At 58.9% G+C, this 18,598-nt stretch carries 29 protein-coding genes and 1 tRNA gene; 23 read left to right on the top strand and 7 right to left on the bottom strand.

What is annotated here, in order from left to right; genetic code table 11:
• Positions 1-50 precede the first annotated feature (50 nt).
• On the top strand, positions 51-497 hold the full coding sequence (locus AC061P_RS09235) for a VanZ family protein (RefSeq protein ID WP_480391035.1): 447 nt from the start codon (positions 51-53) through the stop codon (positions 495-497).
• Positions 494-1,339, top strand: a complete 846-nt coding sequence (locus AC061P_RS09230; protein ID WP_480391034.1) for a DUF3097 domain-containing protein — start codon at positions 494-496, stop codon at positions 1,337-1,339. The genes AC061P_RS09235 and AC061P_RS09230 overlap by 4 nt, the downstream gene beginning before the upstream one ends.
• Positions 1,340-1,348: 9 nt before the next feature.
• Here the strand turns inward: AC061P_RS09230 and AC061P_RS09225 are convergent, their stop codons facing one another.
• Complete coding sequence (locus tag AC061P_RS09225) at positions 1,349-2,275, bottom strand: LLM class F420-dependent oxidoreductase (RefSeq protein ID WP_480391033.1); 927 nt, start codon at positions 2,273-2,275, stop codon at positions 1,349-1,351.
• A 154-nt stretch (positions 2,276-2,429) separates the two neighbouring features.
• On the opposite strand from AC061P_RS09225, the gene AC061P_RS09220 reads away from it, so the two are divergent.
• The 4 genes from AC061P_RS09220 to AC061P_RS09205 all read left to right on the top strand — a co-directional run bounded on the left by AC061P_RS09220 (position 2,430) and on the right by AC061P_RS09205 (position 5,785).
• On the top strand, positions 2,430-3,071 hold the full coding sequence (locus AC061P_RS09220; RefSeq protein ID WP_449647024.1) for an ECF transporter S component: 642 nt from the start codon (positions 2,430-2,432) through the stop codon (positions 3,069-3,071).
• A gap of 71 nt (positions 3,072-3,142) precedes the next feature.
• Positions 3,143-4,507 carry an ABC transporter ATP-binding protein gene (locus AC061P_RS09215; protein WP_480391032.1) on the top strand — a complete coding sequence of 455 codons (1,365 nt, stop codon included), beginning with the start codon at positions 3,143-3,145 and terminating at the stop codon, positions 4,505-4,507.
• On the top strand, positions 4,504-5,259 hold the full coding sequence (locus AC061P_RS09210; protein ID WP_480391031.1) for an energy-coupling factor transporter transmembrane component T family protein: 756 nt from the start codon (positions 4,504-4,506) through the stop codon (positions 5,257-5,259). Before AC061P_RS09215 ends, AC061P_RS09210 begins: the two co-directional genes overlap by 4 nt.
• A complete protein-coding gene (locus AC061P_RS09205; RefSeq protein WP_480391030.1) occupies positions 5,249-5,785 on the top strand; it encodes a nucleoside/nucleotide kinase family protein in 537 nt (178 codons plus the stop codon). Before AC061P_RS09210 ends, AC061P_RS09205 begins: the two co-directional genes overlap by 11 nt.
• On the opposite strand, the gene AC061P_RS09200 is transcribed toward AC061P_RS09205, so the two are convergent.
• From AC061P_RS09200 to orn, 4 genes are all read right to left on the bottom strand, one after another.
• On the bottom strand, positions 5,772-6,362 hold the full coding sequence (locus AC061P_RS09200; RefSeq protein WP_480391029.1) for a hypothetical protein: 591 nt from the start codon (positions 6,360-6,362) through the stop codon (positions 5,772-5,774). The genes AC061P_RS09205 and AC061P_RS09200 overlap by 14 nt on opposite strands.
• Before the next feature lie 70 nt (positions 6,363-6,432).
• On the bottom strand, positions 6,433-6,783 hold the full coding sequence (locus tag AC061P_RS09195) for a metallopeptidase family protein (RefSeq protein ID WP_449647019.1): 351 nt from the start codon (positions 6,781-6,783) through the stop codon (positions 6,433-6,435).
• A gap of 140 nt (positions 6,784-6,923) precedes the next feature.
• Positions 6,924-6,999: transfer RNA gene (locus AC061P_RS09190), tRNA-His, on the bottom strand.
• Positions 7,000-7,045: 46 nt separating this feature from the next.
• Positions 7,046-7,666: an oligoribonuclease gene (gene orn / locus AC061P_RS09185; protein ID WP_449647018.1), complete on the bottom strand. Its 621-nt coding sequence runs from the start codon at positions 7,664-7,666 to the stop codon at positions 7,046-7,048.
• 66 nt (positions 7,667-7,732) lie between these two features.
• Here orn and AC061P_RS09180 point away from each other — a divergent pair, with 66 nt between their 5' ends.
• The gene (locus tag AC061P_RS09180; RefSeq protein ID WP_449647017.1) at positions 7,733-8,011 is read left to right on the top strand and encodes an oligoribonuclease; all 279 of its coding nucleotides are present in this window, start codon (positions 7,733-7,735) and stop codon (positions 8,009-8,011) included.
• Entirely contained in the window at positions 7,989-8,294 is a 306-nt protein-coding gene (locus AC061P_RS09175) for a thioredoxin family protein (RefSeq protein ID WP_449647016.1), read from the top strand. The genes AC061P_RS09180 and AC061P_RS09175 overlap by 23 nt, the downstream gene beginning before the upstream one ends.
• 83 nt (positions 8,295-8,377) lie before the next feature.
• Here AC061P_RS09175 and AC061P_RS09170 read toward each other — a convergent pair whose 3' ends face one another.
• Complete coding sequence (locus AC061P_RS09170) at positions 8,378-8,623, bottom strand: helix-turn-helix domain-containing protein (RefSeq protein WP_480391028.1); 246 nt, start codon at positions 8,621-8,623, stop codon at positions 8,378-8,380.
• 88 nt (positions 8,624-8,711) lie between these two features.
• Between AC061P_RS09170 and AC061P_RS09165 the strand changes: the two genes are divergently transcribed.
• Positions 8,712-8,963, top strand: coding sequence for a helix-turn-helix transcriptional regulator (locus tag AC061P_RS09165; protein WP_480391027.1), 252 nt, complete (start codon positions 8,712-8,714; stop codon positions 8,961-8,963).
• Between the two features lie 41 nt (positions 8,964-9,004).
• Here the strand turns inward: AC061P_RS09165 and AC061P_RS09160 are convergent, their stop codons facing one another.
• Positions 9,005-9,217 (bottom strand): hypothetical protein, encoded by a 213-nt coding sequence (locus AC061P_RS09160; protein ID WP_480391026.1) that lies wholly within the window; start codon positions 9,215-9,217, stop codon positions 9,005-9,007.
• Positions 9,218-9,903: 686 nt separating this feature from the next.
• On the opposite strand from AC061P_RS09160, the gene AC061P_RS09155 reads away from it, so the two are divergent.
• The 14 genes from AC061P_RS09155 (at position 9,904) to AC061P_RS09090 (ending at position 18,517) form a co-directional block, all read left to right on the top strand.
• Entirely contained in the window at positions 9,904-10,713 is an 810-nt protein-coding gene (locus AC061P_RS09155; protein WP_480391025.1) for a phage antirepressor KilAC domain-containing protein, read from the top strand.
• Positions 10,710-11,189, top strand: a complete 480-nt coding sequence (locus AC061P_RS09150; RefSeq protein WP_480391024.1) for a hypothetical protein — start codon at positions 10,710-10,712, stop codon at positions 11,187-11,189. Before AC061P_RS09155 ends, AC061P_RS09150 begins: the two co-directional genes overlap by 4 nt.
• Entirely contained in the window at positions 11,186-11,323 is a 138-nt protein-coding gene (locus AC061P_RS09145; RefSeq protein ID WP_480391023.1) for a hypothetical protein, read from the top strand. The genes AC061P_RS09150 and AC061P_RS09145 overlap by 4 nt, the downstream gene beginning before the upstream one ends.
• Positions 11,324-11,727: 404 nt before the next feature.
• Positions 11,728-12,555, top strand: a complete 828-nt coding sequence (locus AC061P_RS09140) for a DNA adenine methylase (RefSeq protein ID WP_480391022.1) — start codon at positions 11,728-11,730, stop codon at positions 12,553-12,555.
• A gap of 433 nt (positions 12,556-12,988) precedes the next feature.
• Positions 12,989-13,729 (top strand): hypothetical protein, encoded by a 741-nt coding sequence (locus AC061P_RS09135; protein ID WP_480391021.1) that lies wholly within the window; start codon positions 12,989-12,991, stop codon positions 13,727-13,729.
• Positions 13,730-13,753: 24 nt separating this feature from the next.
• Entirely contained in the window at positions 13,754-15,130 is a 1,377-nt protein-coding gene (locus AC061P_RS09130) for a ParB/RepB/Spo0J family partition protein (RefSeq protein ID WP_480391020.1), read from the top strand.
• Complete coding sequence (locus AC061P_RS09125) at positions 15,127-15,543, top strand: hypothetical protein (protein WP_480391019.1); 417 nt, start codon at positions 15,127-15,129, stop codon at positions 15,541-15,543. The genes AC061P_RS09130 and AC061P_RS09125 overlap by 4 nt, the downstream gene beginning before the upstream one ends.
• Before the next feature lie 318 nt (positions 15,544-15,861).
• Positions 15,862-16,503, top strand: coding sequence for a hypothetical protein (locus AC061P_RS09120; RefSeq protein WP_480391018.1), 642 nt, complete (start codon positions 15,862-15,864; stop codon positions 16,501-16,503).
• A 25-nt stretch (positions 16,504-16,528) separates the two neighbouring features.
• On the top strand, positions 16,529-16,735 hold the full coding sequence (locus AC061P_RS09115; protein WP_480391017.1) for a hypothetical protein: 207 nt from the start codon (positions 16,529-16,531) through the stop codon (positions 16,733-16,735).
• Positions 16,732-16,971 carry a hypothetical protein gene (locus AC061P_RS09110; protein WP_480391016.1) on the top strand — a complete coding sequence of 80 codons (240 nt, stop codon included), beginning with the start codon at positions 16,732-16,734 and terminating at the stop codon, positions 16,969-16,971. The genes AC061P_RS09115 and AC061P_RS09110 overlap by 4 nt, the downstream gene beginning before the upstream one ends.
• Positions 16,971-17,165, top strand: a complete 195-nt coding sequence (locus AC061P_RS09105; RefSeq protein WP_480391015.1) for a hypothetical protein — start codon at positions 16,971-16,973, stop codon at positions 17,163-17,165. The genes AC061P_RS09110 and AC061P_RS09105 overlap by 1 nt, the downstream gene beginning before the upstream one ends.
• Positions 17,166-17,241: 76 nt before the next feature.
• Positions 17,242-17,748 (top strand): hypothetical protein, encoded by a 507-nt coding sequence (locus AC061P_RS09100; protein WP_480391014.1) that lies wholly within the window; start codon positions 17,242-17,244, stop codon positions 17,746-17,748.
• A complete protein-coding gene (locus AC061P_RS09095; protein WP_480391013.1) occupies positions 17,745-18,170 on the top strand; it encodes a hypothetical protein in 426 nt (141 codons plus the stop codon). The genes AC061P_RS09100 and AC061P_RS09095 overlap by 4 nt, the downstream gene beginning before the upstream one ends.
• A complete protein-coding gene (locus AC061P_RS09090; RefSeq protein WP_480391012.1) occupies positions 18,167-18,517 on the top strand; it encodes a hypothetical protein in 351 nt (116 codons plus the stop codon). Before AC061P_RS09095 ends, AC061P_RS09090 begins: the two co-directional genes overlap by 4 nt.
• Positions 18,518-18,598: the final 81 nt, after the last annotated feature.

Here is an 18,598-nt window from a genome sequence, read left to right as displayed (position 1 = left end):
ATGCACCCTTCTCACAACTCGCACAAAGACGCGGTTGTCACAATGTCAGTATGTTCCGATCGAGATTCGTAGTTGCGCTGTGCGCCGCGCTCTACTTTGCCGTGCTGGCGAGTCTCGCATTCGTGAACGCTCCCGGCGCTAATGGCCGTTATTGGCTGTGGCCGATCCTCGCCTTTATCCCCGTCGGAGCATTTCTCGAGTGCCTGTTTGGGCGCCGTCGGTGGTGGGCAGCGCTCGCGTTTAGTGTGGTAGCTGCCGCCTGGCTTGAAGCCGCTCAGACCGTATGGATGCCCGCGGGCTACGCGAATGTGACCGACATCCTGCTGGCCGCTCTCGGCGCCGGGCTTGGTGTTTCATCCGCAGCCGGAGTCGCACTGTGGTGGGAACACTCGCAGCGCGCCAACAGCTCTGCGGTCGCAAAACCCGTGCGCAACCTTTCGTCGAACCGACGCGCCTCCGCCAGCAACTCGGCGACACCGCTTAACCTCGATCGGTGACCGACGACCGCTACTCGAATGATGTGCTCGCTGACTTTCGGCGCGAACGCACGCCAACTATTCTCCCCAAAGTCCCCATCGAGTCCGGGATGCTTATCGAAGTCATCGCCGACGGTTACGTTGGTGCGCTCGTGCGGCATGCCAACGGCCTCATCGAGCTCGAAGACCGCCACGGTCGCTCCCGCGCTTTTCCGCTCGGACGCGGCTACCTCATCGACGGTGTTTCTGTTGAGCTGACCAAGCCGGTTGCCCAAGCCTCGGCCCCCCGCACGACGGCGTCAGGCTCGCGCGCAGCACCAGAACAGCGTGCGCGCACCGCGCTGGCGAGTCGCATCTATGTCGAAGGCCGTCACGATGCAGAACTCGTCGAACGGGTGTGGGGCGATGACCTACGAGCCGAGGGCATTGTCGTGGAGTTCCTCGGTGGCATTGATGACCTCGAAGCGATCGTGGCAGACTTCGCCCCGACCTCCGAACGCAAGCTGGGAATCCTTGTCGATCACCTCGTCGCTGGCTCAAAGGAGAGTCGAATTGCGGATGCCGTTGGCCGCGGAAAGTACGGAAAGTACGCTCTCGTGGTCGGGCATCCATTTGTGGATGTTTGGCAAGCAGTTAAGCCTCAGAGTCTCGGAATTGCCGCCTGGCCCACCATCGCTAGAGGCACCGAGTGGAAGCACGGAATCTGCGAAGCGTTCGGCTGGCCCCACAACGATCAAGCCGACATCGCGCGAGCGTGGCAGCACATTCTGTCGAAAGTTACGAGCTACTCTGACCTCGAGCCTGCGCTCTTGGGGCGGGTAGAACAGCTGATCGACTTCGTTACGGTTGATCAGGAATCGTAGCGGGCGACCCTAGTCGAGCTGGGGTAGTACTTCGCGGGCGAGGAAATCGAGCTGGTCGAGGTCGTGGAAGTCCATGAGTTGGAAGTACACGCGCGTGAAGCCCAACCTCTGAAGCTCCGAGATCTTGTCAACGACCTCGCTCGCTGTACCGGCGAATCCTCCGGCGCGCAGCGCGGTCGGGGTGCTGTTCGCGGCCGTGGCACGCGTGTCGATTTGGGTTTCTGTTGCGCCGACAGCGGTCGTGCCAGCGATCGACAGCACGAGTGTTTCGGGATCACGGTCGAAGTGCTCGCAGGCGGCGCGCACACGATCGATTCGTTCTTTCAGGGGTGCTATGGTCGCGAACCCAGCGTTGTATTCGCTGGCAAATTTTGCGGTGAGCGCTGGCGTGCGGCTCGGGCCGCTGCCGCCGATGATGATAGGCAGTGGGCTCTGCACAGGCTTGGGAAGCGCGGGGGACTGGTTCAACCGGTAGTGCTTTCCGTCATACGAGAAGGTTTTTCCCGGGTCGGTGCCCCAGATGCCGGTGATCACGTCAAGCTGTTCTTCGAGCATCCCGAATCGCTTCGCAGGAAAAGGAATGCCGTAAGCGTCATGTTCGCGCTCGAACCAGCCAGTGCCAAGCCCTAGCTCGATTCGTCCGCCAGACATGTCGTCGACCTGCGCTACCTGAATCGCCAGGATTCCCGGATGCCGAAAAGTGGCCGACGACACCAGCGTGCCCAATCTGATCGTGGAAGTTTCGCGCGCGAGCCCTGCCAACGTCGTCCAGGAATCGGTGGGTCCGGGCATCCCACCATTGCGGTCATCCATCGTCAGGTAGTGATCAGAGCGGAAGTAGCCGGTGAAACCAAGCTTCTCTGCCGCCTGCGCGAGAGCGAGCTGGTCGGTGTAGGTAGCGCCATTTTGCGGTTCGGTGAAAATGCGGAAATCCATATCCTGAGCCTATTGATGATTAGACTGGGTGGCGAACACGGGAGTCCGGTGAGCCGGGCTGAGAGGGAGCTTCTCCAAGCTTCGACCGTCGAACCTGATCTGGATCATGCCAGCGCAGGGAGCAGACACTCTTAGAACCCGTGCCATTCATCAAATGAAAGGCACGAAAGTGACCACAACAGCACCATCTTCTTCCCCATCCACCACGACTGGATCGCGTTTTCAGTGGCGCGTTATCGATATCGTCGTTGCGAGCGTTATTGGCGTCGCAAGCGGCCTCGTCTTTGTTGTCTGGAACATTGTCTCTTCGCCGGTTACGGCACCACTTGAGGCGCTTCTTCCTGGACTGCAGTCGCTCGGTTACGGTTTCTGGCTTTTCGCCGGCGTCTTGACCGCACTCGTTATTCGCAAACCGGGCGCCGCGATCTACGGCGAAATGGTTGCCGCATCAGTCTCCGCGCTCATCGGAAACCAGTGGGGTGCGCTGACGCTTGTCAGCGGTCTAACGCAGGGCCTTGGCGCCGAGCTTGTGTTTGCGGCGTTCCTCTACGCTAACTGGCGTGCTAGCGGCGCTGTGCTTGCTGGTGGAGGCGCAGGTCTCGCCCTAGCGATTACGGACCTCACCCTCTGGTACCCGGGCGCAGAAACGATTTTTGCCATCATTTATACGATCTCAGCGATCATCGGCGGCATGTTGGTCGCTGGTCTCCTGTCGTGGCTTGCCACTCGAGGTCTCGCCGCGACCGGAGCGCTTAGCCGCTTCGGCGCTGGTCGTGAGATTGCGAAGCGGGTCTGACCTCGATAAAGCCTGCCGGCGTCACCGTCCAGGGATGGGGGTGGCGCCACTCCAGCAGGCTCGCTTGGGCCGTGCGTGGTCTTGACTTGCGCATTGACCCCGGCGAACGAGTGCTGCTCCTTGGTGAGTCTGGGGCGGGAAAGTCAACCTTCCTCCATGCCCTTGCCGGAGTAGTTGGAGACGACGAGGGGGAGTCGGAAGGCTTCCTTCGTGTTGATGGCGAGCATCCGGCAGCGCACCGTGGCCGAACGGGCCTCGTCATTCAGGACCCTGACAGCCAAGTGATTTTGGAGCGCGTCGGTGACGACGTTGCCTTCGGTTGCGAGAACCTCGGTGTGCCTCGTGATGAGATTTGGCGGCGCGTTCACGACAGTCTCGCGGCTGTAGGGCTTGACCTTTCCCTTGATCGCAACACCAGTGCACTATCCGGGGGCCAGAAGCAACGACTCGCCCTCGCTGGGGTTCTGGCTATGCAACCTGGTCTTATCGTTCTCGATGAGCCAACAGCCAATCTCGATCCCGCAGGGGTAATCGAGGTTCGGGATGCGGTGATCCGAGTTGCCGAAGCAACAGGGGCCACGATTGTGGTTGTCGAACACCGTGTTGCCGTGTGGAGTGACGTCGTCGACCGCGTTGTTGTTCTTGCTGCTGGTGGGGGTGTCATCGCCGACGGTGTTCCCGCTGAGGTGTTGTCGCGTCAGGGGCGCGAGCTTGCGGCGCGGGGCGTCTGGGTTCCCCAGTTTCCTCCCGAGCACCCTCACCGTGCCGAACGTGGAGTTCCACAGTCACTTCTGACAGCTGAACAGCTAGCATTTGGTCGCGGCAAAAGTGCGCTTGGTGACCCTCGTGAATTTGACGTGATGAGCAGTCGGGCTCTCGCGATCACTGGACCTAACGGTGCTGGCAAATCAACGCTGGCAATGACTTTGGGCGGCTTGCTTCCCCCCGTCAGTGGTGCCGTGGTGGCGAGTGCTGCTCTCGCGAGCGGTGCCGGCGAGCATCCGATCCGCTGGAAGTCGCGCGAACTGCTCACCCGCATCGGTACCGTGTTTCAAGACCCAGAACACCAGTTACTCACAAATACTGTGCGCGCTGAACTTGAAGTTGGCCCCCGGGCGCTCAAGCTTTCCGACATCGAAGTGGATGCTCGGGTTGACGAGTTGCTCACACGGTTGCGGCTTGATCGGCTCGCCGAAGCCAACCCCTTCACACTCTCGGGAGGCGAGAAGCGTCGGTTGAGCGTCGCCACGTCGCTCGCTACGCGCCCGAAAGTGCTCGTGCTCGACGAACCCACGTTTGGTCAAGACTCACGAACCTGGAGCGAATTGCTCGCGCTACTGGCTCGACTCGTGGATGACGGCAGCAGCGTGATTGCTGTCAGTCACGATCTGGAGTTTGTCGATGCGCTCGCGGACGACACGGTGGTGCTGAAGTGATCCCGATATCCTCGGTAAACCCTGTGGCAAAACTTGGTGCCGGCCTTATCGTGAGCCTGTTTTTGATCGTCACCATTGACTGGGTGTCTGCCAGCACGGCACTCGTGCTGGAACTCGCAATCATTGTCTTTCTGGGAATCGAGCCTCGCCGTTTCTGGTTGCGCACTCTGCCAGTGTGGATCGCCGCCCCGCTGACTGCAGTCACGATCCTGCTCTACGGCCGATATGACGGTGACGTGTATTTTGAGTTTCTCCTCATCAGGATCAGTGACGGATCCATCGAGCTCGCGCTGGCAACGTTCCTGCGTGTTCTCGCAATCGGACTTCCCGCGGTGGTGCTGTTCATCTCGATTGATCCAACCGACTTCGCTGACGGACTTTCTCAGCGGCTGAGGCTTCCTGACCGTTTTGTGCTCGGAGCCCTTGCCGCCGTTCGGATGGTTGGCCTCTTTCTGGAAGATTGGCGTTCCCTCGAGCTAGCGCGGCGTGCGCGCGGTGTTGCTGACCGCGGGCGCATCCGTCGGCTTGCCGGTCAAGGTTTTGCTCTTTTGGTGCTCTCGATTCGCCGGGGAAGCAAGCTGTCGATCGCGATGGAAGCCCGAGGTTTCGGCGGCGATACCCCGCGAACGTGGGCGCGAGAATCTCGCTGGGGCGCGGCCGAGTGGGTAACTTTAGGGGTCGGTGCCGTTATTGGGTTGATTGCTACTGCGGTGGCCGTAATTTCAGGGAGCTGGAACTTCATTGTCGGTTAGCGATGACACCAGAGCGTGGTTCCCCGCGGATCGTGCCCCTAGCGCGCACTGGCGTTGCCTCATCGACGGCCGTTCCGGCTCCGGAAAGACCGAACTGGGGCGAGCCATCGCACTGGCCTGGCCTGAGGTGCAATTGATCAAGCTCGACGACTTCTACCCCGGGTGGGATGGGCTCGACGAGGCGAGCGCAATGGTTCCCGAAATTCTGAGTTCGCTGCGCTGGCGAGAGTGGAACTGGCAGAGGAACACGGCAGGACAGTGGCACGAGCTCGACCCCAATCGCCCGATCGTCATTGAAGGCGTTGGGGCGCTAAGCCGCGCCTCGCAGCCACTCGCAGATCACACAATCTGGGTAGAACTCGACGACTCACGCCGCAAGAAACGTGCACTGGAACGGGATGGTGAAGCGTACGCTCCGCACTGGGAACGTTGGGCGAAACAAGAGCTTCGATTCATCGCCAGAGAAAACCCGAAAGGTCTCGCCAAGGAGATCCGTGATGGAGCTCGTGCTGCTAGCTGGCCTTAGTCCAGCGCTGAATAAGATCCGTTCCGCGGGGGTTGACTGTCAGAACGTCTGATTCGCACGTCACGATCAAGCCGAGCATGTCATCGAAGTCACTGCGCGGAATCGTGTACGGAACCTCTTCAACTGGCTCGTCATTCAACACCGCCGAAGTCGTGATCTCGTAATTTGAGACATCCCAGTCACGGGGGATTGCGACATCCACGTTGATGAGGGCCTTGCCCGTGACAGTGCCGGTGTACGCCTGTGTGATGATCATGACCTGATCTTTCTTGGGCGCCGCCGTAATCGTGAAGGTGAGATCGGAATCGATCGTCAGATCGCCGTTCGCCTTCCACGTCCACGTTTGCCCACCGCTTGGCTCAACAGCGCTAGCCGGAACGCCCTCAATGGGCAATTCAACGAGGAGCTTTTCGGAAAGGTCAGTGGTGTCGAGTTCCCACGTGTGACCGAGAGCACACACCTGCATTGCTGTGGGAGGCTCGCTGGTGTCTGCAGGTTCGATCAGGGCACAACCTGACACCACCAGGAGTACTGCGGGCGCCAACAATAACGCACGGGAGCGCTTGCTCGAAATCATCAATCCTCCTGAAAACCGGGACACTCACGAAATCCTACGCGGTCGTGACCGCAAGACAGCCTAACGGGCGCTACGCCCATCCGAGTTCATGCAACTCTTCATCATCGATGCCGTAATAGTGCGCGATTTCGTGCACCAGAGTGACGTGAATTTGCGCTCTCAGCTCGTCAAGTGATTCGCAGATCGCCAGAAGCGGTTCTCGAAACAGGATGATGCGATCGGGCAGCTCACCAAACCCGTACTGACCTCTCTCGGTTAGGGCAACTCCGTCATACAGTCCGAGAACGTTGAGAGACCCATCCTCTGGACGGCTCTCGGTGACAAAGACAACATTTTCTAAACCATCGACAATTTCATCATCAAGAGCGTCGAGGCCTTCTACGACGAGGGCCTCAAACTGTTTCTCGTCGAGAGTTTCCATGGGTATAGCTTGTCAGTTGAGGCTGGGGACGAATCGCACACAACATCGCGTTAAACAAAACAGTGACTTGGCACTGAAAGAAATCACACCGGGTGAAATCTACACCGGGTGAATTCTCGCGTGCCAAGCCACTATTTTCTTGGGGTGAACGACGGGGCTCGAACCCGCGACTTCCGGCTCCACAAGCCAGCGCTCTACCAACTGAGCTACGCCCACCAAGGTTGTTTTTCACCTTTCGGCGATAAGCAACTCTACAAGTGTATTACAGTCGCGAGGCAAATCCGTCCACTACGTCAGCAGAAATTATCTTGACCTGATCTGTAGTGGGGCCCGGCTCTCCAACAAAGACTGCTTTGCGGTAGTACTCGAGCTCGCGAATCGACTCGAGGATGTCTGCCAGGGCGCGATGTCCGCCATCTTTCGCCGGAGCGTTGAAGTACACGCGAGGAAACCAGCGGCGTGAGAGTTCCTTGATCGATGAGACATCGATGCTGCGGTAGTGCAAGTGCGAATCGACGCGCGGCATGTACTTGGCCAAGAAAGTGCGGTCGGTGCCGATGGTGTTGCCGGCGAGCGGCGCCGAGCGAGGATTGGGAACGTAGCGCACGATGTATTCGTTAACGGCGAATTCCGCGTCCGCAAGCGAAACGCCATGAGGCATTTCATCGATAAGGCCGCTAGAGGTGTGCATTTGCGTGACAAATTCACCCATATTGGCGAGAGCTGCCGCACTAGGTTTGATGACGATTGTCATTCCCTCATCGACGGGAACGAGATCGTAATCGGTAATGACCACCGCAACTTCGACTAGTTCGTCGATTGCGACATCCAGTCCCGTCATTTCGCAGTCGATCCAGACCAGATATTCAGCTTGTGATGCCATGGGCCGATTCTACCGTTGATGCGGTGTCGCCAGCGTTCGTTCAAGCTTGTCTGGTAAAACTGGGGCATGACCGAATCAACTCCCACGCTCGCGCACGGCGACGAGTACATCGTGTTCTACGTCGGCGGCCCCTACGACGGCCAGAACGACAAGCGCATTGCAACCGAAGCAGGGTGGGATGATTATGTGACCCTGATTGCGGCAGACGCTGAAGGGTCAGAAACTCAGCTGCGTTATGACGCCCCTGTTGCCAAACAGGTCGGCGAACAAGTTCACGTTACCTACACGTGGGATAAAGCAGACAGCGACCCCTTGGAAGACCTTGACGAACGAAACGACCTCTAAGCCCGACGCCGAAGAAACACGGCCGACAGTTCTCTTCTTTTCGTCGGCTTTCTGCGACCCGTGCACAACGGCCCGCAACACCCTTGATCAGGTGTCGAAGCTCGTGACGAAGGTCGATTACGCAGAGTTGGATGTCGCCCGCCACCCTGACGAGGCGGAGCGCGCAGGTATTGTCTCAACGCCGACGATCGTCATTGTTGCCGCCAACGGTGACGAAGTTTTTCGGGCGCAGGGCGCACCGACGGTGAATCAGATGCTGGTTGCGCTCGCGAAAGCGATGTAGCGCGCCGACACGCTATCGCCGACACGCTATCGTTTAAGCCGTATACCCCGCCCTCGTAGCTCAGGGGATAGAGCAGGAGCCTTCTAATCTGAAGTGCGCTCTTCTGATAGCAATGCATCGACTGTCGTGTCGAGCAGGCGAGCCGTGATTACTAGCTCATACGGGCTGAATTCGGTTTTACCGTGGATGCGCCGCGACATTCCCGACTGATCGGTTCCGATTCTTGCTGCGAGATCCAGCTGAGTGATCTTGCCAAACATGAGGTTCCGCACGCGGCGTCCGAGGCGGTTGTTTACCTCCGCGGCCTGCGTGGTTGTTGTCATTGTCATAACTGCCACTATATGCCATTGCATGTCACCACGCCAGCAATATGCATAAATTGACACATCATGGCCAAAACCATGCTACGTTCACGACATGTCAAAATCACATGAAGTTGTTTCAGATGATTCTCTGATCAGCTCCGAAGTTCTTGAGCTTGCGAAGATCAGCCGTCGCACACTCGAACGCTGGGTAGCGGAAGGCATCCTCCCATCCGTGAAAATCGGCGGCATTGGCGCTCGCCGATACAAACGATCCGACGTCGAAGCACTACTCCGCGGAGAGAGCGCTCGCAGTACTCCTTCCACTCCCGTCGAAGTCGGCGCTCGCGGTGGTGATGCAGCGTGATCATCATGAAACTGTCTGACGCCACCATCAAAGAATTGGCGTTACAGATTGTCGCGTTTCAGAGGATCGGCAGTGTCCAAAGCAATAGAGACGCCAGCCTCAAACGGGATCCGAGCATAGATGCTGGGGTTAACGGGGTCATTCTCCCAGACGACGACCTCGCCGGGCTTGAGCGTTCGCAAGCGCGCGATAAGTGCGGTTGCAGTTTCGTCGGTGCAGTCGATCTGGGCTCCGCTGATGTTGATAACAGCCATAATTCTTCTCCTTCAGTTGCTGGCTCAGATGCGCTTACATCTGATGCCGATAAGAGCACTGTAGGAGACGCCACCGACGTGCGTTCTCCTTTGGGTACGTCGGTGGCACCTTCGGGTGGTGATTCCGCGTGAGGCTCGTGTGGGCGAATGTAGCCTTTTGCACTCTTGGGTTACTCCTGATCGCTGTGGGTGCGTCGGTGGCAGGTTTCACTGCGGTTGCGATTCTGACACCGTTCCTTGCGATCATCTGGATCTCAAACGTTTGGCAAGCACGTCACATCGGGCGTGCTGAGGGAGCTGACTCTCAGTGACCCTCTCTAATTCTTCTCCCGCAGTGCTGACCCGAGTTGGTGCTGTTTCCGGGGGATTGTCGGCCGTCGGGCTTCCCCCGAAGCTGGCCGCACCGGGCGGGGAGCGTGCGGCGGCATGTTCTCAAACACTGCGGAGTACCCGCCCGGCTTCACCTATTTAGAGGGCTTGCGCGGTTTGGCGGGTGGTTCCCTTCTGCCAGGTCGTGGTCGCCGAAGCCCATCGGTGCAAGAGGAACGGGCACACAACTGAATAGTCAGGCGGCGGCTTGTTGATGGGATCGACTTTCGTCGCCGCCTGATCCCCAGATTTGTTCCAGAGAAAGCGAAAGACCCCGCTGTAGACGGGGCCTTTTCAACACAGGAAGTTGAGTTCCGATGTCAGAGCTAAGTGTAGCGGGTGAGTACCGCACTCGACTAGATGATTTGAAGGTTGTCACTCTTACTGATGGTGAGGTGTGGTCGGCGCGTGACTTGATGGAGCTCGCGGGTTACTCCGAGTGGCGGAAGTTCAGTGCGGCTATCGATCGTGCTATTGCGTCGGTGAATGCGTCAGGTTTGGACGCTTCTGACCATTTTGTCGGAGGGGCCAAAATGGTTCGCCTCGGTTCCGGCGCCAATCGTCAGATCGAAGATGTCGAGTTGACCCGCTATGGCTGCTACATCCTGTTTCAGAACGCGGATGCGCGTAAGCCGGAGATCGCGGCGGCGCAGCAGTATTTTGCAGTCCAGGTGCGTAGGCAGGAGATGGTGCCGGCCGCTGACCTCGATCCCACGAGCATCGATGGCATCACTCTTATTCTGGCTGCCGCGCAGAACGCGTTGGCAAAGGTGAAGGAGTTGGAGCCGAAGGCGGATGCGTGGGATGCGATCGTGTCTGCAGAGGGCGATTATTCGGTGGGTGATGCGGCGAAGATCCTAGCGCGCGCAGGCATCCCGACGGGGCCCACTCGTTTGTTCGCTCAGCTGGGCGAGCTCAAGTGGACGTTCCGGGGCAGTGATAGGGCATGGCGCGCGTATGCGGAGCGTGTGGAGAAGGGCTATCTGACGGAGAAGCCGTCGTTTCATTATCATCCGGGCACTGGTGAGCGTGTTGTTGATCCGCCGCAGGTTCGGGTGACGGTGAAGGGTTTGGAGCGGTTGCGTTTGCGGTTGCATGTGGGTTCGTTGAAAGCGGTGAATGCATGAATATCACGCGTTTCGACCCGAAGGATGGCGTTCCTTACGCGCGGTGCCTCACCGAGGGGTGCGGATTCGTAGCCGATACCAAAGAGCAGATGTCTGCACACTCGGCTGAGAGCATGACACCAACCGGCGAAACGACGGGCGTCACAGCTCGCGGACATTCGTACCGGGTGGAGAACCCGTCCCGTGCGGACGCGCTCAGATCAGCAGTCATGAGAGAAGCAGACGACGCGCTCGAATCTGCATTGACCGAGTTTGTGGATGCGGTGTACCGCCTTCACCGCAACGATGGCGTTCCGCTCGCTGACTTGACCGAAGCGGTGAAGCCAGCCTCTCCATCACATGAGTGGGGCGCGGCTTGGGCTGAGTACATCGAGGACGAGTTGGAAGAGGACGACGAAGCAGAGTCCGGCGACGGGCTCGGCCAGCAACTCCACCAAGAGACAGCACTCTTCGGCCCTGAAACGGTGTCCGCATGAGCCCGATGGAGATTGCTGCGCCTGGTGTTGTGGTGTTTGTGCTGATCGTTGGTGTTCCGTCGTTTGCGGCGTGGGTGGGGCTTCGTAGAGAGTCGGTTCGTCGGGCTCGTGCTGAGCGTGGGGTGCGGTCGTGAGTCGCCGTATGTATACGTGTGAGCATGGCGAGTTTGTGCCGGCGCCGCGGGGTTATTACCGCTTGGCGGTGGTGTTGTTGGTTGGCACGGTGTTGCTGGGGTTGAACGTGATTGTCTCTGCGGGGTTCGCACTGGTGACTGCGGGGGTGACCTGGTGACTGATCTTTCTGCTCCTGATTTGTCGCGTGCTGAGTTCGCGGAGGTGTGTCGTTTCGGTATCCATGACATGGATGTTGAGGCTGATCGTTTCGAGCGTCGCGGTGGTGTCTCGTGAGGCGCCCGGGTTGTGTTCTGCCGTTGTTGATCGTGGCTGCTCTTGTTTTGGTGGTCGTGATTTGGCGACTGGTCTACGTGTCCGTTCCGGTGTTCGTGCCGGTTGAACTGCTGACGTTGTGAGGGATCACGTGAAGCCACCTATCCAATACTTTGGCGCGAAAACCAACATCGCCGAGCAGCTCGTAGCGCTAATGCCGGAACATCGCGGCTACATCGAACCTTTCGCAGGCTCCCTCTCAGTGCTCCTAGCGAAGACGCCCGCGAAGATCGAAGTCGTTAACGACCTAGACCACCACCTCCTCACCTTCTGGCGCGTGCTCCGCGACCAAGGTGAAGAACTCATCCGCCGCGCCGACCTCACCCCACACTCCCGCGAAGCACTCCGCGAAGCAGCCGAACTCGACGGGGGCGAAGACATCGCTATTGCCCTGCAAGTCTGGGTACTACTCACACAAGGGCGCTCGCGGACGATGAAGCGCACAGGATGGCGTTTTTATGCTGACCCTAATGGGACGAACGCTTCTTTTCAGACGTACATGGATGCTTATCGGAGAAGGCTAGGTCCGACGATGGATCGTATTAGGTCGGTGTCGTTGGAGTGCCGGCCTGCATTGGATGTCATCGCTCAGTACGGCGCGTTCGAAGAGAATCTGCTGTACGTCGATCCGCCGTATCTTGCGTCGACGCGTCGTGCGGGTCGTTACACCCACGAGATGGGTGGCGAGGATGCGCACGTTGAGCTCGCAGAGTCCTTGGAATCGTGCCAGGCGAAGGTGATGTTGTCGGGTTATCCGTCGCAGCTGTATGACGCGCTTTATTCCGATTGGAACAGGGTGGATATTGGCGCGCGGTCAGATAACGCGATCACTCGAAGTGTTGCCGAGTCCGTGTGGATGAATTACGAGCCGAGCGGACGTCTTGATTTCTCGATGCTCGAGGAAGTGGTGGCGTCGTGATGAGTCGAGCAGAGCTAACTGCAGCGCTGGAATCACTGCGGCGTGTGGGTGGTATTTATGACTTGATCGCTGCGTGCGTTGAGCGTGATGGTGCTGAGCGGGTGAGCGACTGATGGCTACTCGGGAGTGTTCCGGAGCCGGTTGTTCAAAGAAGATCACCGCGCGCGGTCTGTGCCGGCAGCATTACCTTGCTGCGTGGCGTGCTGGTGGTGAGTTGCCACCGTCGAGCCGTGAGGCGAAACAGCAGAAGTTGTGTCCGCCCGAGCATCCCCACGACGCTGACACATGCTGGCTCGAGCACGGGTGCAGATGTGCACCTTGTGTTCATGCCCGCCACATGGAACGCCAACGACGTCGCAATCGTCTCCGAGCTTACGGCCGCGAGAATCAAATACTTGGGGATCGCGCGGACGCGACCGTAGTCCGTGATCGTTTGATTGAACTGCGAGACGCCGGCTTCGGTCTGGAACGTGTAGCCGATGCGTCCGACGTCCCTCGCGGTTCTGTCATGGACATCATGTATGGGCGCCGTGGCGCAGCGAAGCAACACGAGCCGGCGACGCGTGGTGCACGCACAACCAAAGCCGAATTCGCCGAACGCATCTTGGCATTAGATCCCGAAGACATCGAGCCGGCACTGCTGCCGAGCACGGGAACAGTCCGCCGCGTGCAGGCACTAATAGCAATGGGCCACACCCAAACAGAACTCGCGCACCGCTTCAACATGCACCCCGGCAACTTCCACAAACTCGTCTTCGGCAAAAACCCTCGAGTATCCGCAAACACCGCGGCGCTCGCGGTGACCGCGTTTTCTGAGTTGTGGGCGGTGCGTCCGGAGGGTGCGTGGGCAGATAACGCTCGTGCGTTGGCAGCGAAGTATCGGTGGCTGTCGCCGTTGGCGTGGGACGACATCGACACGGACCATGAGCCGCGCTATGTGGGCCGCTCCGACGAGATTGACGACGTCGCTGTTGAGCTCGCTATTTCGGGTGAGCGCATTCGGCTCTCACATGGGGAGAGGCAGGCGGCGATACGTCGTCTTCACTCGTTGCACTGGTCCGATTCTCGGATCGCGGGGCAGCTACATCTCGCTGACCGCACGGTGTGGCGCAACCGCCAGGAACTTGAACTTGCCGCTGTTGCAGGCGCGGATAACGAACTGATTGTGGCCTAGGCCATCCGAGACAAGGAGTAAGCAATGACTGTAGGTACGAGTATCGAGATGGTCGACCCGAAGACGCTGTTGGTGAGCGCGAACGTTCGTAAGGATGTTTTGTTGCTGCCGTCGTTTCTGGATTCCATCAAGGAGCACGGGGTTCTAGTTCCGATCGTTGTCGATCGCACTGCGGCGGGCCTCGAGGTGGTTGATGGGCAGCGTCGCACTCTTGCTGCGGTCGAGGTGGAGCTTGCGGATGTGCCGGTGTGGGTGACTGCGCCGCTTGAGAATGATCAGGAGCGCATCATTGAGCAGCTCGTGGTGAATATGCACCGCGAGGATGTGTCGGAGAAGGACACTCGGGATGCGATTACGGATCTCGCGTTGTTCGATATGAAGGTTCCGGCGATCGCAAAGAAGTTGGGCGTCGATAGCGAGTTCGTTCAGCAGTCCGTTGTGGTGGGCAAGTCGGCGGCCGCGAAGGAACTGTTCGCATCGGAGAAGGTCAGATTCGATATGGCTCTGACGGTTGCTGAGTTCGAGGATAAGCCTGAGCAGCAGAAGTCGTTGCTTGAGCTGATCGCGAATGGTCGCCAGTGGGATGTTCGTGCTCGCGCGCAGGAGTTCCACGATGCTGCTGAGGCGGCACCGTTGGTCACTGCTCTTGAAGAGAACGGACTGACCGTAATCCAGGAACCGGATTACAACCAGTCGGATCCTCAGAGTGTGTCTTTCCTATACACGGACGAGAAGCTAACGAAGAAGGTGTCCGACTTGCTGCACGAGGAGCTCGTGACGCTCGCGGGTGATGGTCTTTGTGCGTTCGTGTCGTTCACGTGGGAGGGCCAGAACCGGGTGCCCAAGATCGGGTACGCGATCAAGGGATGGGAAGCTTTGGGGTTGTTCTCTCGCTATTCCGGTGGTGTGTCGAGGGCGACGACGCCGGCAGAGGTGGAGGCAGAGAAGGTTGCTCGTCGTGTTGCACGCGAGACCACGAAGTCGTGGGTTGCAGCTTCTGCGTTGCGGATGGAGTTCTTGCAGGATCTGGTGAAGCGGAAGGCGCTGCCGAAGGGCTGGGAGCCGTTGGTGATTGCGCGTTTGTTGGATAGCAACGTGGGTGGTGCGGGTCCGTGGCGGATGACGTTGGCGATTCTGGGTTTGAAGGAACCGGCGGATTCGTATTCGCAGCGCAGCACTGTCGAGAAGCACTTAGCGAAGGCGCCGACTAGAGCCCTGCACATTGGCCTAGCTGCGTACCTCGGCAATGTTGAGGGCGGGTATGAGTTTGACCGTAAGGGCTGGGATCAGGCGTCGACGAAGCCGTATTTGTTGCAGCTTGAGAAGTGGGGTTACGTCCTCTCGGATGTTGAGCGCACTGCTGCCGGCTACACCATCGAGACTGTTGAGGGTGCAGCGTGACTGTTACGGCGTTGACCCGGGCGACGGTCTATAACCGCGACGGGAACATGTGTGTTCTGACGCAGGTCGATCACCGTTTCGACAAGTGTTCGGGCCCTCTCACGCTGCAGCACACGGTGGGCCGTGGCATGGGTGGCTCTCACTTGTTCGATACTCCTGATCTGTTGGTGTCGATGTGCAATGGCCATAACACGTTGGCGACGTCGGATGCAGGTTTTGCCCGTTTCTGCACGGGCCGGGGGTTGGTGCGTTCGAGGAACTCTTCTCGCGATCCGCGCCTTGTTCCTGTGGAGTACGCGGACGGGTGGTTTCGTCTCGAAGGCGATCAGCGTGTGCCCGTTGATGAGCTGACGGCGCTCGAGTTCATGTATTTGATTGGTGCTCTGTCGAACGAGTTGGAGGTGCGGTCATGATTTCGGATTCTGCGATGTTGTATGCGATCCATTGGCCGGAGACGGGGGTGTTGAAGGTGGGGCGGGCTCATTCGATGCGCCGTGTGTGGTCGTTGACGGCGATGGGCGGCCGGGTTGTATCGCTGTTGCGCGATACTCCGTCGTCGTGGGAGCAGGGCGCCCTGGCTGAGATGGATGCCACGTTTGAGCGTGCTTTTCAGTCGTGGGGTGATGCGTTGCATCATTTGCCGCGGGGTTCGGGTTTCACGGAATGTTTCCGTGTCACGACCGAGCAGCTCCATTTTGCTGTGAGGACTATTTGTAGAGGGATAAAGCGTTATGGCTATCAGTCGGATCCGGTCGGTGCGACCGAAGTTCTTTCAGGAGGAGGACTTCCTTCTGTTGCCGTTGCCGGTTCGAATGACGTTTCTGGGGTTGATGATGTTCGCGGACGACTTCGGGAACGAGTCGTGCAACGCAGCCCTGTTGAAGTCGGCGCTGTGGCCGTTGGAGGAGGCGGTGTCGTCGGAGTCGATCGAGGATCACTTGGTGCTTTTGGCCGACGCGGAGTATCTGCGGCTGTACACGGTGGGTTCTCGAACGTATTACGCGATCGCGGATTGGTTGGGGTGGCAGCGTGTGGACAAGCCGACGGAGTCGAAGGTCCCGAAACCTCCTCGCGACCCGCTCGCGAATGGCTCGCGAATGGCTCGCGACCCGCTCGCGGTAGAGGGGAGAGGAGAGAGCGAGGGTGTGGGCGAGTACGAGAGAGTGCGCGCCGAGCGCGACGAGAGTGGCGAGGGGAGCACCTCGCGACCCGCTCCGGAGGATATGTCTCCGTTCTGTCCGAAACATCCAGACGGTACTGCGAAACCGTGCCGCGCGTGCGGTACTGCACGCCTCCGGTACAGCAATTACATGCGGGGGATGATCGAGCAGGACGATTTAGCGGACGAGCTCGACCCGGCCGATATGCAGTAGCCGGCCTCGTTGGTGAGGTGCTCTGATGGGCGCCAAGTGGAGGATCAAGTCGGAACTGCTCATTGTCAACGGCCATAAGCACTTCTTGTGGGTTGCGAAAAGGTATCCGAAGAGTCCTGCGATCTGTTATTACCGCGATGAGGCTCTGATGTTCTTCGATAATCAGCCGTCGGCTCTTGCTTACGTTCTCGAGCAGATCGATGCCGGCGTGCTCGCGGAGGCCACAGCATGAGCTCCCTACTGGCCAAGAGTTATGACCCGAGCTTTGTGGAGTCGTCGTCTGATCGTGATTTCGAAGATTTCCTCCGTGATGTTCCTTTGTCGGTGACGTGGAGGGAACGTGACCGTGCGGTTCCGGTTCAGGTTCACGCTGCAGTCCAGTATCAGCGGGTGTCTGACGCCCTGGTTGAGGCGATGCGTGTGGGATCTCCAGTGTTGCTGACTTTGGCTCTTGAGGGGGCTGTGTGATGACTGTTGCTGAGTGGTTGGTTGCGCAGCAACGGGCCCACAATTTGGCCACTTTCCGGTTCCCTTTCATCGCACCGTTGCCGGTGAAGAAGAAGCGTGGCCCAAATTTCAAGTTCACCGATGAACAGGTGAATCTCACGATCAATGTTCGAAACAAGCAGATGGAAGAAGGCGCTCGCAGTGGACGTTCATGAGCATGATTTTTGGCGGAAGCCTGGGGGCACGTTGGAGTGTTCTTGTGGTCATTCGAAGCGGCCGTTAGCGAAAGCGGTGGTCGAGATTCCTCAGGCGTGGGTGTTTGAGGACACGGCGTTGTTCGTAGTCGCGCCAATCTTCAGGCTCGTTCATTTCCTGATTGAAGACGGGAACGCGGCGCTCGCGGCGGCTGGGTTGGATGTGCGTCTTGAGCCTGATGTTGTGCGTTCGTCTGCGGCGTCGACGGTGTGGGTTGATCCTGCGTTTGTCGCTGGTGACCACTGGCCGCATTGGGCTGTGGCGGATGTTGCGGTTGATGGTTGGGTGCGGTTGTTGCGTATCGAGCTTGAGGGCCTTGAGCCGCCAGTTGCCGAGTACGCAGTTCGAGATGTCCAGGGGAATCTTCTCGCCGAGAACGATGAGGATCGGTGCACGGTCTGCATCGGGCCGGTGGGTGACGATAGCCGGCGGTGTGAGCGTTTGGCGTTGCCTTTGCACAACACTCACCTTGTTGGGGATCTGTATTACCTTCCGACGAATGCTGCGCAGCTCAGCGCGGTCATTGGCGGTGAGCTCGCATGACTAACGGTGCAGTTGAGCAGTGGTTGATCACGGCTCCGCAGACGGTGTTCGAGGCGTTGATGGAGGTTGCGCAGGAGCGTGCTCGTCAGGATGCGCGGTGGGGTGAGCAGAATCATCCGGATGGTACGGGGCCGGAGACGATGCCTTTGTATGCGTCGACGGCTACTGGGTTCGCTGATGACGATGAGGCTCACTTCATTCGGGATGTGATGTGTGGTCGCACTGATTGGCGATTCAAGATGTTGGCGGATCGACCAGGTACTTGGGCGGACATCTTGCTTGAGGAAGTGTTCGAGGCGATGGCTGAGGATGATCCGGCGAAGTTGGTGCAGGAGCTGACTCAGGTCGCTGCGGTTGCGGTGGCGTGGGCTGAAGCGATCGAGCGTAGGTTGCGGGAGTCCGGGACGGGGCAAAGCGCATGAGCGTTCACAAACTACAGATCATCGAGGAGTCGGGTGAGGTGAGTCTCAAGTTGGTTTGCTCGGCGGTTCCGGGGGCTGACTGCCGCAAGCGACCAACAGACGATCGTGAAACGTGGTCGGTAGGTGACCCTGACCTAGTCCTAGTCGATAGCGATTGTTGGGCTGTTGAGTGGGTATCTGCTATCGGCTGGGAAGATGCGGTGCGCATGGATGACGGTACGGGAGTAGTGGTTAGCATCCCCGTTGACGTTGGTTATGAGGAGGGCGTGCTGCTTTCAGTGGCTTCTGCCCATCCTGAGCTTGAGGGTATGGAATTGCACGATTCAGGGGAGGCCGACCGTGGCTAGCAGAAAGAATGCGGTTTATATCTGCGGTGGCGACGACCGCCCCGGTTCACGTGAGGGCTGCCCAAATGCCTTGCACGACTG

The sequence above is a fragment of the Rhodoglobus sp. G.S.4 genome, assembly GCF_056619605.1.
The sequence above is the reverse complement of the archived record's forward strand: the minus strand, read 5'-3'. Positions and strand labels throughout refer to the sequence as shown.

Coding starts and splice junctions, on each gene's coding strand:
- AC061P_RS09235 (WP_480391035.1), top strand. CDS start 51: ATGTTCCGATCGAGATTCGTAGTTGCGCTGTGCGCCGCGCTCTACTTT.
- AC061P_RS09225 (WP_480391033.1), bottom strand. CDS start 2,275: ATGGATTTCCGCATTTTCACCGAACCGCAAAATGGCGCTACCTACACC.
- AC061P_RS09220 (WP_449647024.1), top strand. CDS start 2,430: ATGAAAGGCACGAAAGTGACCACAACAGCACCATCTTCTTCCCCATCC.
- AC061P_RS09200 (WP_480391029.1), bottom strand. CDS start 6,362: ATGATTTCGAGCAAGCGCTCCCGTGCGTTATTGTTGGCGCCCGCAGTA.
- AC061P_RS09195 (WP_449647019.1), bottom strand. CDS start 6,783: ATGGAAACTCTCGACGAGAAACAGTTTGAGGCCCTCGTCGTAGAAGGC.
- orn (WP_449647018.1), bottom strand. CDS start 7,666: ATGGCATCACAAGCTGAATATCTGGTCTGGATCGACTGCGAAATGACG.
- AC061P_RS09180 (WP_449647017.1), top strand. CDS start 7,733: ATGACCGAATCAACTCCCACGCTCGCGCACGGCGACGAGTACATCGTG.
- AC061P_RS09170 (WP_480391028.1), bottom strand. CDS start 8,623: ATGACAATGACAACAACCACGCAGGCCGCGGAGGTAAACAACCGCCTC.
- AC061P_RS09165 (WP_480391027.1), top strand. CDS start 8,712: ATGTCAAAATCACATGAAGTTGTTTCAGATGATTCTCTGATCAGCTCC.
- AC061P_RS09160 (WP_480391026.1), bottom strand. CDS start 9,217: ATGGCTGTTATCAACATCAGCGGAGCCCAGATCGACTGCACCGACGAA.
- AC061P_RS09155 (WP_480391025.1), top strand. CDS start 9,904: ATGTCAGAGCTAAGTGTAGCGGGTGAGTACCGCACTCGACTAGATGAT.
- AC061P_RS09150 (WP_480391024.1), top strand. CDS start 10,710: ATGAATATCACGCGTTTCGACCCGAAGGATGGCGTTCCTTACGCGCGG.
- AC061P_RS09145 (WP_480391023.1), top strand. CDS start 11,186: ATGAGCCCGATGGAGATTGCTGCGCCTGGTGTTGTGGTGTTTGTGCTG.
- AC061P_RS09130 (WP_480391020.1), top strand. CDS start 13,754: ATGACTGTAGGTACGAGTATCGAGATGGTCGACCCGAAGACGCTGTTG.
- AC061P_RS09120 (WP_480391018.1), top strand. CDS start 15,862: ATGGCTATCAGTCGGATCCGGTCGGTGCGACCGAAGTTCTTTCAGGAG.
- AC061P_RS09115 (WP_480391017.1), top strand. CDS start 16,529: ATGGGCGCCAAGTGGAGGATCAAGTCGGAACTGCTCATTGTCAACGGC.
- AC061P_RS09110 (WP_480391016.1), top strand. CDS start 16,732: ATGAGCTCCCTACTGGCCAAGAGTTATGACCCGAGCTTTGTGGAGTCG.
- AC061P_RS09105 (WP_480391015.1), top strand. CDS start 16,971: ATGACTGTTGCTGAGTGGTTGGTTGCGCAGCAACGGGCCCACAATTTG.
- AC061P_RS09095 (WP_480391013.1), top strand. CDS start 17,745: ATGACTAACGGTGCAGTTGAGCAGTGGTTGATCACGGCTCCGCAGACG.
- AC061P_RS09090 (WP_480391012.1), top strand. CDS start 18,167: ATGAGCGTTCACAAACTACAGATCATCGAGGAGTCGGGTGAGGTGAGT.